At 53.7% G+C, this 14,057-nt stretch carries 14 protein-coding genes; 6 read left to right on the top strand and 8 right to left on the bottom strand.

The window, feature by feature from the left end:
* Nucleotides 1-77 precede the first annotated feature (77 nt).
* Entirely contained in the window at nt 78-377 is a 300-nt protein-coding gene (locus tag CKL79_RS08335; protein ID WP_121969118.1) for a hypothetical protein, read from the bottom strand.
* A gap of 155 nt (nt 378-532) precedes the next feature.
* Between CKL79_RS08335 and CKL79_RS08330 the strand changes: the two genes are divergently transcribed.
* On the top strand, nt 533-928 hold the full coding sequence (locus CKL79_RS08330) for a VOC family protein (RefSeq protein WP_121969117.1): 396 nt from the start codon (nt 533-535) through the stop codon (nt 926-928).
* 12 nt (nt 929-940) lie between these two features.
* Here CKL79_RS08330 and CKL79_RS08325 read toward each other — a convergent pair whose 3' ends face one another.
* Nucleotides 941-2,422 carry a leucyl aminopeptidase gene (locus CKL79_RS08325; RefSeq protein WP_121969116.1) on the bottom strand — a complete coding sequence of 494 codons (1,482 nt, stop codon included), beginning with the start codon at nt 2,420-2,422 and terminating at the stop codon, nt 941-943.
* Between the two features lie 295 nt (nt 2,423-2,717).
* On the opposite strand from CKL79_RS08325, the gene CKL79_RS08320 reads away from it, so the two are divergent.
* From CKL79_RS08320 to tatC, 3 genes are all read left to right on the top strand, one after another.
* Nucleotides 2,718-4,940 (top strand): transglycosylase SLT domain-containing protein, encoded by a 2,223-nt coding sequence (locus tag CKL79_RS08320; RefSeq protein ID WP_121969115.1) that lies wholly within the window; start codon nt 2,718-2,720, stop codon nt 4,938-4,940.
* A gap of 365 nt (nt 4,941-5,305) precedes the next feature.
* Entirely contained in the window at nt 5,306-6,826 is a 1,521-nt protein-coding gene (locus tag CKL79_RS08315) for a helix-turn-helix domain-containing protein (RefSeq protein ID WP_170944002.1), read from the top strand.
* Nucleotides 6,827-7,004: 178 nt separating this feature from the next.
* Entirely contained in the window at nt 7,005-7,793 is a 789-nt protein-coding gene (gene tatC, locus CKL79_RS08310; protein WP_121969113.1) for a twin-arginine translocase subunit TatC, read from the top strand.
* A gap of 260 nt (nt 7,794-8,053) precedes the next feature.
* Here the strand turns inward: tatC and CKL79_RS08305 are convergent, their stop codons facing one another.
* Both CKL79_RS08305 and CKL79_RS08300 read right to left on the bottom strand, forming a co-directional pair.
* On the bottom strand, nt 8,054-8,287 hold the full coding sequence (locus tag CKL79_RS08305) for a DUF2811 domain-containing protein (protein ID WP_121969112.1): 234 nt from the start codon (nt 8,285-8,287) through the stop codon (nt 8,054-8,056).
* Between the two features lie 531 nt (nt 8,288-8,818).
* Nucleotides 8,819-9,292, bottom strand: a complete 474-nt coding sequence (locus tag CKL79_RS08300; protein ID WP_121969111.1) for a thioesterase family protein — start codon at nt 9,290-9,292, stop codon at nt 8,819-8,821.
* A 112-nt stretch (nt 9,293-9,404) separates the two neighbouring features.
* Between CKL79_RS08300 and CKL79_RS08295 the strand changes: the two genes are divergently transcribed.
* A complete protein-coding gene (locus CKL79_RS08295) occupies nt 9,405-10,259 on the top strand; it encodes a universal stress protein (RefSeq protein ID WP_121969147.1) in 855 nt (284 codons plus the stop codon).
* A gap of 26 nt (nt 10,260-10,285) precedes the next feature.
* Here CKL79_RS08295 and aat read toward each other — a convergent pair whose 3' ends face one another.
* A complete protein-coding gene (gene aat / locus CKL79_RS08290) occupies nt 10,286-10,864 on the bottom strand; it encodes a leucyl/phenylalanyl-tRNA--protein transferase (protein WP_121969110.1) in 579 nt (192 codons plus the stop codon).
* 252 nt (nt 10,865-11,116) lie between these two features.
* On the opposite strand from aat, the gene CKL79_RS08285 reads away from it, so the two are divergent.
* Nucleotides 11,117-11,521: a hypothetical protein gene (locus tag CKL79_RS08285; protein WP_121969146.1), complete on the top strand. Its 405-nt coding sequence runs from the start codon at nt 11,117-11,119 to the stop codon at nt 11,519-11,521.
* Nucleotides 11,522-11,695: 174 nt separating this feature from the next.
* Here CKL79_RS08285 and rpsN read toward each other — a convergent pair whose 3' ends face one another.
* The 3 genes from rpsN to rseP all read right to left on the bottom strand — a co-directional run bounded on the left by rpsN (nt 11,696) and on the right by rseP (nt 14,007).
* Entirely contained in the window at nt 11,696-11,998 is a 303-nt protein-coding gene (gene rpsN / locus CKL79_RS08280; RefSeq protein ID WP_121969109.1) for a 30S ribosomal protein S14, read from the bottom strand.
* An 81-nt stretch (nt 11,999-12,079) separates the two neighbouring features.
* A complete protein-coding gene (nth, locus tag CKL79_RS08275; RefSeq protein WP_240518745.1) occupies nt 12,080-12,859 on the bottom strand; it encodes an endonuclease III in 780 nt (259 codons plus the stop codon).
* A gap of 56 nt (nt 12,860-12,915) precedes the next feature.
* Nucleotides 12,916-14,007 carry an RIP metalloprotease RseP gene (gene rseP / locus CKL79_RS08270; protein WP_121969107.1) on the bottom strand — a complete coding sequence of 364 codons (1,092 nt, stop codon included), beginning with the start codon at nt 14,005-14,007 and terminating at the stop codon, nt 12,916-12,918.
* Between the last annotated feature and the right edge of the window lie 50 nt (nt 14,008-14,057).

The following is a 14,057-nucleotide window of genomic DNA, read 5'->3' as shown; positions in this document are numbered from 1 at the left end:
GAGCCAGCCAGTAGCCCAAGGCAATGCCTGCTACGCTGCAGATCAGGTCTCCCATATCCAGGGTGCGATGGGGCGAACTACTGTAGCAGCTCTTCGGTAACGGTGAATAGGGTAAAGAGCCCGGGGAAACCCGGCAGTGAAATGCCCCCTAGCCAAGAAGAACCCTTGAAATGTTTTTGGCCACAGAGACGATGGCCCAGATAGCTCGCAGCGCAATACAGAACCACATGACCGACTTTATCGTAGTTAGGAAACTGAGCGAGCAGATCTAAGGGAAGGCGATCGCTATAGGCCGCCCACAGTACCCCCATAAAGCACAGACCGTAGCCCCCAGCTATAATCGCGATCTTCTTAGACGGACTAGCTGGTGCATTCATAAGGAAAGTTTGCAGACCTGAGGCTGCGGCGAGGGTTAGCCGGGCAAAACAGCGTAAAAGAAGGCTACAACCCGCAAAGAGGTCATTTCAGATATCATTTTGTAGTAACGCTGCTGATTGCCCAGCGGCCTGCCAAAACTCACCGCTAAGAATCTATGGACGTTCGATTTGCTCACACTCGCCTGTTTGTGTCTGATATTGCCACCTGCGCTGAGTTTTACCGCGATATCCTCAAGTTTAAGCCAGTGACCATTCAGATCGAAAAGGGCTACGCCGAGTTTGAAGTCGCCAATATGCGCCTTTCTCTCTTTCGCCAGCAGGAGATGTCGGAGATTTTGCGCACCAGTGACAAGCCCTACGCTGCCGACTGCCAGGATAAATTTGGCCTAATCTTTAGCGTCCACAACCTAGACGATATCTATCACGAACTGCGCCATGCTCAGATAGAGTTCGCAGAGCCGCCTACCCAAAATACCGAGTTTGCCCTCAAAGTAGCTTACTGCCGTGACCCCGAAGGCAATCTTATCGGTTTGTTTGAGCCGATGATGTAGCCCGGCTATCTATCACGATTGGCTATCTATCACCCATTGCACCAACAGTCTGACGCCGTAGCCGGTAGCGCCGGGGCTGTTGTAAGCATTTTCTTTCTCGGACCATACTGGGCCAGCAATATCTAGATGAGCCCAAGGCGTGTCTTTGACAAACTGCTTGAGGAATAGAGCAGCGGTGATTGATCCGCCAGCCCGAGGACCCGTGTTTTTCATATCAGCCACTACTGATTTGAGCCCTTCAAAGTATTTTTCTTCCATTGGCATTTGCCAGAGCTTTTCGCCAGAGAGCTTGGCCGCTGCTGTCAGCTTCCCAGAGAGGTCTTCATCCTGGCTAAAGAGCGCGCCGATGTCGTCGCCTAGCGCCACTACGCAAGCGCCGGTCAGGGTCGCCAGGTTGATCATGGCATCGACCCCAAGCTTGTCAGTAAATACCAGCGCATCGGCCAGCGTTAGTCGACCTTCGGCGTCGGTATTGTTGACCTCGATGGTTTTGCCGTTAGACGCAGTCAAAATGTCGCCGGGGCGCATGGCGTGACCGCTGATCATGTTTTCGGTCGCGGCGCTGATGAAGTGGACTTCGACATCGGGTTTGAGCTGGGCGATCGCCTTGGCCGCTCCCAGCACCGCCGCTGCACCGCCCATGTCGATTTTCATCATCTCAATGCCCGAGCCGCTGGGCTTGAGGTTCAGTCCGCCTGAGTCAAACGTCAGCCCTTTGCCAATGATGGCCAGTTTTCGCTGAGCGGTTTCAGCCGGTGAGTAGGTGAGGTGGATAAACTTGGGCGGCAAATCTGACGCCTGAGCTACGCCTAAGTAAGCGCCCATTCCCAGGGCTTCACACTGGTCGCGCTCTAACACCTCTAGCTTAAGGCCGTAATCGCGGGCCAGGTCAGCGGCAGTGTCGGCCAGCTTTGCGGGTGTAACGACGTTAGGCGGCGCAGCCACTAACTCACGAGCTAGAATCACGCCCTCGCAGATCATCTTGGCTTTTTGGATAGCTGCGTCTTCACCCGCAAAAGAGAGGAGCTCCACCTGGTCTAGCTCATTCGTGCTCTTGTCGGGTTCCGACTTAAAGCGCTGATCTCGGTTCATCGCCAAAATCATGCCTTCGGTAATTGCCTGAGCGGTCAGCGCCTGACTGTTGTTCCACACCGGAAAGCTGATGCCCAGGGTGCGGCATTTGGCTTTGGTAGCCGCCCGCGCTGCGATCGCAGCTCCCCGACGCAGCCCTTCTAGCTCCATCGCATCAGAACTGCCCAGGCCGACAACCCCAATCTTTTTGACCGGCGCATCCGGGCCTAATCGAGTGATAGCTGTAGTCCCGGCTTTGGCCTCAAACTCCTCTTCGTCAATCAGCGTTTGCAGCATCCCGGCTACCTTGTCGTTAAGCTCCGACAAGATTCCCGTCAGCGGCAGCGATTCTTCCGAGAGGCCGATTATCAGGCAATCTCCAGTCCAGTCCAGACAAGACCGATCCGACGCTATAAAATCCATTCCTTGGTTCATCAATTTAATATTCTCGTTCTATAGTATCCACTGATTCCGGGTGTTTTCCGAGCATTGCCTTTTTTTGCTGGGGTTTTGCTGAAGGTTGGCAGAGGCATTTTGCGACTTTCAACTCACCGCTATTCGAGTTTTCTGTTAAAACTTCAGAAGATAAGGACGTAAGGAAATCGATTTGAGGCCGACAGTAGGCAGCGCCAATTACTGTGTCAGCGTCGCCTGATCTCGACCGCAACCGCTGGGGTGGAACCCCCTTCACCCTTGAATATTTTTTTGAGAAGCAGATATGTTGAAAACGCTAAAGGATAGGCTGCCGCTGATAGCGCTTGTCGGCATCAGTGCCCTCTCGGTAGGGATGGCTGTCGCTTTTTTAAAGTCCACTGATGCCTTCAGCCCGCAGCGCGAGGTGGTTAGCTCAATATCACCTGAAGCAGCAGTGTCTTCGGCGGTGCTCAAGTTGGTTAATCAGCCTGCCGAAACCCGTAGCGCCGCGCTGCAGGCGATCGCTCAGCAGAAAGGCATAGAAGGCGATCGCGCCCGTTATCTGCTGGCGGTAGACCTGATAGATCAAGGCAAAGGCGGCAGCGCCCTGACCCTACTCGACAGCTTAGACAGCAGCTATGAGACTCTAGCGCCCTATGTCCTGCTCAAACGAGGACAGGCTGAAGCTGCTACCGGACAGGCCGAAGCTGTTCAAGCCATCTGGATGCAGCTCACCGAGCAGTACCCCGGCAACGCCGCTACCGCCGAAGCCCTCTATCAGCTAGGCGATCAGTCTGAAGAGTCGGCGGCTACCTACTGGAGTCCGCTGCTGCAAGATTTTCCTAGTCATCCCCGCAGCGTAGAGCTGGCCTTCAAACAGGTCTCGACCGCTGATCAGCCTGCTGCCAAAGTCGCTGAAACCGACGCCGGAGTTTTAGACTTCGATCAGCTGTCTTTGCTCAAACTCATTGCGCGTCACGGGCTGCATCACCCTGACTATGTGCAGATGCTGAACCGACTCACTGAGCAACACAGCAGCGCCCTCACGCCAGAAGACTGGGCCGCTGTCGGCTTTGGCTATTGGGAAACTCAAAACTACGGTCAGGCCGGTGAGGCTTACAGCAAGGCCCCGGCTACGCCGCTTAGCCAGTATCGCGCAGCCCGAGGCAAGGAGCTCAAAGGAAAAACAGTTGAGGCGATCGCTACCTACCGCCTGCTCAACCAGACCTTCCCAGACGCCCCAGAAACCGCCACCGGCCTGCTAAAGCTCGCTCAGCTTGTACCCAGATCAGATGCCGTCGCCACCCTCGACCAGGTGATCAATCGCTTCCCTGATCGGGCTGCCGAAGCTCTGGCCCAGCGGGCTGACTCACTCGATGCGCTCAAGAGTCCCGACTCTGCTAACCAGGCCAGGGCCTCCATTCTCTCTCAGTACAGCGACTCTGCCGCTGCCGCTAAGATTCGCCTGGCCAATGCTGAAGCCAATGCCAAAGCGGGTAACTATCCAGCGGCCATCGACTGGGCGCAGCAGCTGATCGCCGCCACCCCCGATGATGAACTAGCGGCTAAAGCGGGCTTCTGGCTAGGCAAATGGGCTCTCCAACAAAACCAGCCAGACGTTTCTCATCAAGCATTTGAGACTGTCATCCGCACTCATCCCGATTCATATTTTGCCTGGCGCTCAGCGGTTCATCTTGACTGGAATGTCGGCGACTTCGACACCGTTCGTAGCCTTGATACGCCTATTGCCCTGCCGCCTGAGCGATTGCCGCTACCGGCTGGCTCGGCTGCACTACAAGAGCTGCATTTGCTTGGCCAGGATCAGACAGCCTGGAGCCAGTGGCAGACTGAATTTGTCGATCAGCAGTCGCCTACCGTCGCTGAGCAGTTTACTGACGGCATATTACGGCTAGGCATAGGCGACAACCTGAACGGCATCTTTATGGCCTCTAGCCTGGCCTGGCGCGATCTGTCCGCAGAAAAAGACGAATACCTTCTCCTAAAAGAAAATCCGAGCTACTGGCAGGCCGTCTATCCGTTTCCCTTCTCGCAGCTGATCACCAGCTGGGCGCAGCTGCGGCAGCTCAATCCGCTGCTAGTCACCGCTTTAGTCCGGCAAGAATCCAGATTCCAGCCAGATATTCAGTCAGTCGTGGGGGCCACTGGTCTGATGCAGGTGATGCCAGAAACAGCCGCCTGGATCAGCGAGCAGCTAGGCGGAGAAAGCTACATTCTCGATCAGCCAGAGGACAATGTGAAACTAGGCACCTGGTACCTCGACTTTACCCATCAGCAGTACACCGACAACTCTCTATTTGCGGTTGCTAGCTATAACGCTGGCCCTGGCAGCGTTGCCGGCTGGATAGCAGAGGGCGGCTACGCCAATGCTGATGAGTTCGTAGCAAAAATTCCCTATCCAGAGACTAAAGACTACGTTGAATCTGTTTTCGGCGGCTATTGGAACTATCTGCGTCTGTATAATCCCGAAATTGCTGCTAAGGTTGCGGAATTACAAGCAGACCGCTGATGCCAAATTTCATGGCGGGGGACAAAGTCAAGGCTAGCTGGCGCTGATCTGCTGACCACACAATAGGCTCAGCCTGTCACAACTCAACCTGTCACAAACAGAGTCATAGGCTGTAAAATGCCTATCAACTAAGGATCTTTGGACAAGGGTCTTTGGATCGCTTAAGCGCTTGTAGGCTGAGTTACGCTCCGCCTATCCAATCATTGATAGGATAATCCTTGATACTATGATTAGGTAGACGTACGCAAACAGCAAAGATCTGGGTGCTATGTAAAAGCTCCGTAGGGATGGCGTCTGTGTTAATCTTTGGTCGTTGTTCAGGTATGTTGAAAGGCCCGTGGTAGTCGTTGGTTTCATGGAGTATCGTGACTAAATTTAGTGCCCCCCAGCAAAGTCAACTCGCACAAATTGGCGCTTTCCTGCGTGAAAATCGAGAAAAGCAGGAAAAGTCTCTAGAAGATATTGCCATTCGTACCTACATCAGACCGCAGCTGCTCAACGGCATCGAAAAAGGTGACCCAGACTTGCTGCCTGAGCCTATTTTCGTGCAGGGATTCATTCGTCGCTACGCCGAAGCCCTAGGTCTCAAAGGCACTGAGCTAGCTCAGCAATTTACCGTTACCTCGATTCCCTCTACCCCTCGGCCAGCTCAGCAGCCAGCACCGGCAAACTCAACGAGTACTCGGATCAGCCGCACGACGCCCAATCAGCCCCCCTCCCCTCAAAACAGCGCGACGACACCCATACTGAGCAAAGCAAGTTCGCCGCTCCCAAACGATCCTTTTTTCAATGGCAGTCAAATCAATGGCAGTCAAATCAATAGCAGTCAAAATCAACCTGATAGCAGCTCGTCGCCAGCAGCGGTAGCCCCGGCCTCAGAAGTCGAGAAAACAAAAGCAAAGGAGACTACAGAGCAAACTGTAGAAGTGCCGCCGGCCAAGCGTGAAGATTTACCGGCAGGCTCTTCTATAGTTACCAACGGTCGCAGTGCCGCCATCTCTCCAGAGACTAGCTCGTTCGATAACCTGCCAGAGACTGGCCCTTCAGGGAATGTCAATCTACTAGAGCAGATTGACGAGCAGCCTGACGAGCAGCAGCCTGACGAGCAGCAGCCTGTTAGCAACGGCGCTGCTCCGGCAGCGCTAGATACGCCGACTGAGCAGCACTCAGCGCCGATCGCCGCAGCAAATGCAGGCTCTGTGAGCGAGGTCGAGACCCCTGATACTTTTGATGAAGTCCTTTCAAACGGCACGCGCAGCTATCAGCCTGGCCCCGAAAGCAATGACTTTGACCGAGATCGCCCAGCGACGCCAACCACAGAGATGACGCCAGAGGCCGCACCTGTGCTGCCGGTCGGCCCGCTCGCTACCAATACAGGGCCGGTTGGTATAGAGCCTGTCGGCACAGAGCCTGGCAGCACAGGATATGAGAAGTCTTCTGCGCCTAATCTGAAGCCGTTTATTATCGGTGGGGTGGTCGCTGCACTCACAGCCGGGGTGGTAATTTTGGCGAGTCTGCTCGGGGTTGGCGATCGCCAACCGGAGACCAGCAGCAGTGTAGACACGACTGATCAGCCCGCTGACAGCACGCCCAATTCTGAAGCTTTTGGAGAAGATCCGGTAGAGGCCGAGCCGCCTGTCAGCACAGCGCCTGTATACGTTGAAGCCACGGCTACCGGTTCAGCCTGGATGAGCGTCATTGCCGATGGCAGCACCATTTTTGAGGGGACGCTCCAGCCCGGTGATACCCAGCTGTGGGAAGCTCAAGAAAATCTCAATATCTTTGCTGGTAACGCTGGGGCAGTCGAGCTAGCGCCTAATGGTGAGGCCGCCACCGTCATGGGTAGCAATGGCCAACAAGGCGAAAAGATTTTTACGCCTGAGTAGGCTATCGAGTAGGCTGATAGATTTTTGTGACTGAGCTGGCGATCGCCTCAGCAGAATTGATCCACTCAGCGAGCTAGTACAGCCGATACAATAAAATAGAAAACCGGGTAGTGTCCAGCGAGCTGATGCTGGCGACAGCTACTGGTTTACCGCTCACCTACTACCGTACGACCTGCTTATGACGCCTCCTGCTGATCTTGAGACGGCAACCGCCAACCTCTCGGTGCCAGATGAGCAGACCCGCGAGGTCTTCTTAGATGAGATTCCTGGTGATGTCGAGATGTCTCTGTTTGACCATCTTGACGAACTTAGGCAGCGGATTTTTCATGCGCTGATTGCGATCGTCATTGCCGTCGTCGGCTGCTTTACCAGCGTTCGGCAAATTGTCGAGCTGCTAGAGGTTCCGGCTCAGGGGGCAAAGTTTTTACAGCTTTCGCCCGGTGAATACTTTTTTGTATCGATCAAAGTAGCCGGCTACAGCGGCATTTTGCTAGCGAGTCCGTTCATTCTCTACCAGATTATTCAGTTCGTTTTACCAGGGCTGACTCGCCGCGAGCGTCGTCTGATTGCGCCGGTGGTGATCGGCTCTAGCGTCTTGTTTTTTGCTGGGCTGGGGTTCGCTTACATTGCCCTGGTGCCTGCGGCGCTCAACTTTTTTATCAACTACGGCGCTGATGTGGTTGAGCAGATGTGGTCAATTGATCGCTATTTTGAGTTTGTGCTGCTGCTGCTATTTAGCACGGGGCTAGCTTTTCAAATTCCTGTCATACAGCTGCTGCTAGGTCTCTTGGGCATCGTTGGCTCCAAGCAGATGCTCTCCGGTTGGCGCTATGTCTTATTGGGCGCTGCCATTCTAGGCGCGGTGCTGACGCCCTCTACCGATCCGATTACGCAAAGCCTGCTAGGGGGCGCAGTCCTCTTCCTTTATTTTGGCGGTATTGGGCTGGTGAAGGCGATCGGTCGGTAAGCGGTGGGCTATTGTCATCCGCCCATAAAAAGAAGCTGCTAGCCCTTCATCTCAATCGCAAACGGCTAACAGCTGTCTCTGTGAATTTAAGCTGAGTCAAATTTAAAAAAACGTCAACAGCACCTCAAGTCATTGATGATTGCGGGTGGTAGATACATTGAGCTGCTGGACTGTATAGGCTCTTTGATTGGCTTTTGGTCTAATGAATGGCTTTGCTTGTAATTTGCGATCGCCAACGGAAGCTGCTAGCCGCGACCGAGCTAGAATTTAGACCGAATCATTTCCTTATTGCTTTCGGGCTGCTGACCAAACAAGCTATCTAAGTAGATGCGGCTGACCTGACGCTGAGTCACCCCGTTCTGCATCAAAAATAGTGATATCGCGGCACAAAATAACCGATCCTGACTCCATCCAGAATGAACCTCTAAATAGTTCTGCACGGACGTGTGCAGGTCTTCAGGGATCTCAACCGATAAACTGACAGACTGCTGCATCGCAAAGGCTCCTCTCGCTAATCGCTTAACTATCTTTTGGCATGACAAACTCTCACGCTCTGTCTATCCTGAGTGGCTCGCAAACCAGGACAGACAGAGGGTTCGGCTGACGTGTTGTTCATTGTGGGACATGGCCTTAGAAATAGCAACGTGCCCGGTTGAGCTAGAGAGCTTTAGCAAAAATTCACGTTTGCTGGAAAGGTCTATTTCGCCCTACTTTTTGTTACATAAATTTACATTTAGTCCTTGATCACCGCACTCAGCAGTTCCTTTTTGATAATCCACAGAAATCGGTAGAATCCCCCACCCACGTTTTAGCCTGTGGAAAACCGCCCGGTGGCCTGTGGAAAACCTGTGGAAAGCCTGTGGAGAAAATCGCTGTAATACTAAGAATTGTAAACTTCTAAAATCTGTCTAATTTTGGTATTCGATCAAGTTTGCAAGTCCATTTTGTAGCAGGCGTTACAGCGATCCGGCACTACGGCGATTCGCTAGACCTTCGCAGCGGGCGCTTACCTCTAGCGTCACGGTTTAGGGTGCTTTTTCCACAGGCGCTATGGCCGGGTCCTCAAAGTAATCAGCAATCTGAGCGATCATGGCGGCGACTTCAGCAGGCAGGCGGCGCACTACTTTGCGATCGCGCATACTCACCGTCACTAGCGTCACCTGTCCGGTCAGACATAGCTGCGGCTGCGGGCCAACCGTCTCAATTTCGTATAGCCAGCTGAGGCGGATACCTGTCATCGGAGCCAAACGGGTTTTAACAATAGCTGACGTGCCCAGCGTCAGCGGCTGCCGGTAGCGAAGATCTAATGCCACCACTGGCAGGTCATATCCTAAGCTGACTAACTGCTCAAATGGGATGCCAACCGCTCGCAGGCACTCGATTCGCGCTGACTCTAGCCAGGTGACGTAAGTGCCATGCCAAACGACGCCCGCATAATCTGTATGGTGGGGCTGGACGCGAATTGGATATTCAAACCAGGCTGAAGGAGCAGGTGGCATAGACAGGTGTTTAAGTTTGTTTTGATGTTTAACAGTTTGTTTCTATCTGAGTGGGTTTTTATCGGTTTGTATCTAAGGTTTATACATGGGTTTATAAGGGACTTAAATGACTATGATTGAAAACATTTTGCTGGCTGACTCTGGCATTGGGAACACCCGAGACATGATGAAGGTGCTGATGCAGATACCCAGAATTAAGCGATCGCGCATCACCATTTTGCATGTGGTGCCCTCTCAAACCTCTGCATCAGCCATGACCGAGCGGTGGCAAACTGGCGGCAAGACCTTAGCTGAAGCAGTCAGTGAGCTGGATCTAGACCCCACCCGTGTCAACGCCCTACTGCGCGAAGGCGAGCCCAAAGACGTAGTGGGCAAAGTCGCCGATGAAATTAATGCCGATCTGATCGTCATGGGCTCTAGAGGGTTGAAAGGGCTGCAGGCGATTTTGGGTAACTCAGTTAGTCAGTACGTGTTTCAGCTCTCATCGCGACCCATGCTGCTGGTTAAAGACGATCTCTATGCCATTAAGCCGGTTAAGCGCATCCTGGTCGCGCTGGATAAATCTGACTCTGCCAAAGAGAGCTTGCGGGTCGCTATCGATCTTGCCCGTGACATTGAAGGCAGCGAGATTATTCTGGTCCACACCATTTCTAAGCTCAGCGGCAACCTGGAAGAAACCATTCGCGATCGCCCCGAAACCGATCCGGTGCTGGCCGACGCCGTTTCCAAAGTCCGTAGAATGGGTATCAACTACCGTTGCGAGGCCCCTGCCGGTAAGCCCGGTGCCCGCATTTGCGAACTCGCCGACGACCTCAATGTCGATCTGCTAATTTTGGGCTCGCCCGACCGCCGTCCGACGATTGCCAAAGCTATGCCCGACTTCGACCGGCTGCTGGGTGAATCCCTCTCTGACTACGTGCGCGTCTATGCCAGCTGTCCGGTCATGCTCACCCGCATTAATGCCTGACGGCTGCTCAGCCCTTTAGCGGCCTTCTAGACGAACTGACAGGGCCGCTGGATAGCGTCGTAAAGGGTGGCTTCGTAAACGGCCTGGTCTACTTCAAAAGCGCCGAACCGGGCCAGGTGAGGATTCATCATCTGCGCGTCGAACAGCAAGAAGTGGCGCGATCGCAAATGCGCTACCAGCATCACCATCGCCGCCTTTGATCCTTCGGGAATGCAATAAAACATCGATTCGCCAATGAACGCCCCGCCCAGCACGATGCCCAAAAACCCACCCGCTAGCTGGTCACCCTGCCAGGTTTCAAAGCTGTGAGCGTAGCCAGCCCGGTGCAGACGGAAGTAAACTTCCTTAAGCTCATCCGAAATCCAGGTAGTCTCCCGGTCGGCGCAGCCATCTACCACGGCTTCAAATGCCTGGTTGATGGCTGGCGTAAACTGCTGTTTATTCAGCACTCGTCGGAGGGATTTGGGATAGCGAAATCGCTCGTCTAAGGGCATCAGCGCTCGCTTTTTGCTGGAGTACCAGTTGAGCGTGTCGCTATCTTGCTCCGCCATCAAAAAATAGCCCTGAGCGTAGCACTGAAGAATTTGCGGAACGGAATAAACCATAGCGACCCAACCTGCCAACTAATTTAGCCAGCGACTTTAGCCAGCAACTACAGAGAGGGCTGGGGTAAGAGGTAAAGTAATTACAACTTTCACACCGCAGCTCGGCATAACCTTTTAGCCTGATAGCAATCGGCCTGCTTGCCTCCAACTGTTTTTTGACTTTTGGCAGCGATCGCCCCCACCACAGCAGTGAATGCTGACTCATATTGGCACTAAACAATAGACATGCCCGACCCTAAAGAGCCTGAATTTATTCAGCCTGATGCCACAGATCCTACCCCCAACGCTGAGTCCACTGGCACTGAGCCAGTTAGAGCTGTTAAGCTACCGCCGCCCGAAGACGCGGTTAAAGAAGGCCAGTGGCTCCAAACTACTCTGCACCAGTGGCTAGACAAAGAGTTCTTGCCAGAAATCATCAATGAGCATATCGCAGCTCGGGCTGCTCAGGTCTTTGTCCGCCAGCGCATGGAAGGCGAAAATGGCTTAAATGCCCTGGTGCTCGCCATTTTGACTGAAATGCAGGGCTACGACTTTTCCAAAAGCTTCTACAGCGAGTTTGCAGTGGCTAACGCCGTCGGTGACCTGCTGCTAGATAGCTTAGGAATCGAGCGCTGCTGCGGCAACACCGATAGCGACGATGAGACACCGGCTGGCTAAGTCAATCTGTCACCTCAGCATACAAAAAAGTACCCTACTCATCAGCAGGATACTTTTTTGCTTAGGATGCTTTTCTGCTACGACTTTTGTGCTGTAGAGGTAACTAGCAGCCAGGGATAGATTACCCGTGACTGAGTTGCCGGACTACAGTCTGAACACAGCTAGCCAGTAGAACTACCAGCTAGACTTGACGACGCCGGGCAGCAAGCCTTCGTGGGCCATACTGCGTAGCGCATTGCGGCACAGGCCGAAGTCGCGATAATAGCCCCGAGGACGGCCTGTCAGCCAGCATCGGTTGTTTAAACGAGTGGGAGCGCTGTTACGAGGCAGCTGCTGAATTTTGCGGTGGATTTCTAGCTTCTGTAGCTGATTGGGCGCTTCGTCAAACTCTTTGAGCAAAGCTTCCCGCTTAGCAGCGTACTTTTCAACTAGCTTTTGGCGCTTTTTCTCGCGCGCAACCATGCTTTTCTTAGCCATGAGGCAGGTTCTAGATTATTTATGACACAGTCTCTAATATTAGTAGATACTGCTGGTTTTGTGAACCCTCGCTTGCAAAGCTCAGGTGTCGGTGGGTTGAGCAGTCGGCTTTTTGGTTTTTTTAGCAGCTTTAGCTTTCATCCCTGGTGCAGCCTTGGCTTTGGCCGCCTTTGCTGCCGCTTCGCGAATTTTGGTCGCACCTGGGCAAATGTCTAGTAAATCGCATCGCATACACTGCGGGCTGCGCGCCGAGCAGATTGCCCGCCCGTGGTATACCAGCCGAATTGACCAGTTTTCCCAGTCGGGCTGAGGCAGCAGCTTCATCAAATCCTGCTCGATTTGTACCGGGTCAGTGTGCTTCGTCAGTCCTAGCCGCTCTGATATGCGCTTGACGTGAGTATCTACCGTGACGCCCTCATGCAAACCAAAGGCATGGGCCAAAACAACATTGGCTGTTTTGCGCGCTACGCCTGGCAGCGTCGTCAGCTCGGCCATCGTATGCGGCACTTCTCCGCCGTACTCGGTCGTAATTCTTTGGCAGGCCGCCTGAATATTTTTAGCCTTGTTGCGATAGAACCCGGTTGAGCGAATTAATTCTTCTAGTTCCGGTAGGTCAGCGGTGGCTAGCGCACCTGCATCCGGAAATCGCTCAAACAGGGCTGGCGTGACGATATTGACCCGGGCGTCAGTGCACTGCGCCGCTAGCATGGTGGCGACCATCAGCTGCACGGGCGAACTGTAGTCCAGAGAGCAGGGCGCTTCTGGATACATTGCCTTGAGCCGGGTGAGAATTTCTAGCGATCGCCCCTTCCTCGGCAGCTTTTGAAACGTCCTGAGCGGCGGCGGCGGTAGTCCTGGCAGCGGCAGCGGCACAGCCACGTAGCCATTCGCTTTACTAGGCGACTGACTCGAAGAACTCACTGCCGCAAATTTTGCAACACTTCAAGCTGGGTCGTATCGCGAATAATCAAGAAAATGCCCAGACCCAGCAGCAAAAAGATGCCCGTTTGCATCACGCTCTCTTGAAAGCGCATCGGCAGCGGTTTACCACGCAGCGCCTCAATCAGCAAAAAGGCAAGCTGACCACCATCGAGCGCAGGCAGCGGCAAAATGTTGATAATCGCCAGGTTAATGCTGATAATCGCGGCGAACGGAAACAGGCTTCTGCCATCGGCTTTAGCCAAACCTGCTCCCTGCTCGACGATCTTTACCGGGCTACCCACCTGCCCCGCCATCGAAGAGAAGTTGGTAAATAGGGCCACCATGCCGCCAGCCACTAGCTTAGTTTTGTCTTGAAATTCGCGAGCGGCGACGGTGAGCACCTCTACCGGATTTTTCGCCGGACGGTACTTAACAGTGCCGTTGGGCTGCAGCGCAACCCCAATCACCGCATCGCCAGTCGTCGGGCTAATCTGAGGTGTCACCGTGACTTCTAGCTCTCTATCAAACCGCTGCAGCGTCAGATCAACTGGCTGATTAGGGCTCGACTGAATGATTTTAATCAGCTCTTGCTGAACCGTATCTGCCTCACTCAAGCGCTGGTCATTAGCTGCCAAAATAATATCGCCAGCTTTAATGCCTGCTGCTGCCGCTGGCGTATCGGGCATCACCTCCGGAATGAAGACGCCCGGCTTGAGGTTGAAGCTGTCAGGCACGCCAATGCTGCCAAACTGCACTACAAACACCAGGTAGGCAAAGATCATATTGGCAATGACGCCAGCGCTAATCACGATCGCCCGATCTAGCACGGGGCGGTTGCGCAGCAAATTGGGGTCATCGGCAGGAATCTTGCTTTCCGGGTCGTCGTCGGGGAAGCCGACAAAGCCACCTAGCGGCACCGCTCGCAGCGCGTACTCCGTCTCGGGTCCCTGAAACTTCCACAAAATTGGCCCAAAGCCAATTGAGAAGCGGTTGACGTGAATGCCCTGTGCCCGAGCTGCCGTGAAGTGGCCAAGCTCGTGTACGAAGATCAAAAGGGCTAAAACTCCAATTACGGCCAGTACGGTCATAGAAGCGCTGCGTTAAGTTAACTTTTGTGATTGACTTTACTATTCTACAG

This window comes from Leptolyngbya sp. BC1307 (assembly GCF_002286735.1).
Lineage (GTDB): Bacteria > Cyanobacteriota > Cyanobacteriia > Phormidesmidales > Phormidesmidaceae > Phormidesmis.
This window is presented reverse-complemented; position numbering and strand designations above follow the sequence as displayed.

Coding starts and splice junctions, on each gene's coding strand:
- tatC (WP_121969113.1), top strand. CDS start 7,005: ATGACGCCTCCTGCTGATCTTGAGACGGCAACCGCCAACCTCTCGGTG.
- CKL79_RS08325 (WP_121969116.1), bottom strand. CDS start 2,422: ATGGATTTTATAGCGTCGGATCGGTCTTGTCTGGACTGGACTGGAGAT.
- CKL79_RS08300 (WP_121969111.1), bottom strand. CDS start 9,292: ATGCCACCTGCTCCTTCAGCCTGGTTTGAATATCCAATTCGCGTCCAG.
- rseP (WP_121969107.1), bottom strand. CDS start 14,007: ATGACCGTACTGGCCGTAATTGGAGTTTTAGCCCTTTTGATCTTCGTA.
- CKL79_RS08330 (WP_121969117.1), top strand. CDS start 533: ATGGACGTTCGATTTGCTCACACTCGCCTGTTTGTGTCTGATATTGCC.
- CKL79_RS08335 (WP_121969118.1), bottom strand. CDS start 377: ATGAATGCACCAGCTAGTCCGTCTAAGAAGATCGCGATTATAGCTGGG.
- CKL79_RS08320 (WP_121969115.1), top strand. CDS start 2,718: ATGTTGAAAACGCTAAAGGATAGGCTGCCGCTGATAGCGCTTGTCGGC.
- CKL79_RS08295 (WP_121969147.1), top strand. CDS start 9,405: ATGATTGAAAACATTTTGCTGGCTGACTCTGGCATTGGGAACACCCGA.
- rpsN (WP_121969109.1), bottom strand. CDS start 11,998: ATGGCTAAGAAAAGCATGGTTGCGCGCGAGAAAAAGCGCCAAAAGCTA.
- CKL79_RS08305 (WP_121969112.1), bottom strand. CDS start 8,287: ATGCAGCAGTCTGTCAGTTTATCGGTTGAGATCCCTGAAGACCTGCAC.
- aat (WP_121969110.1), bottom strand. CDS start 10,864: ATGGTTTATTCCGTTCCGCAAATTCTTCAGTGCTACGCTCAGGGCTAT.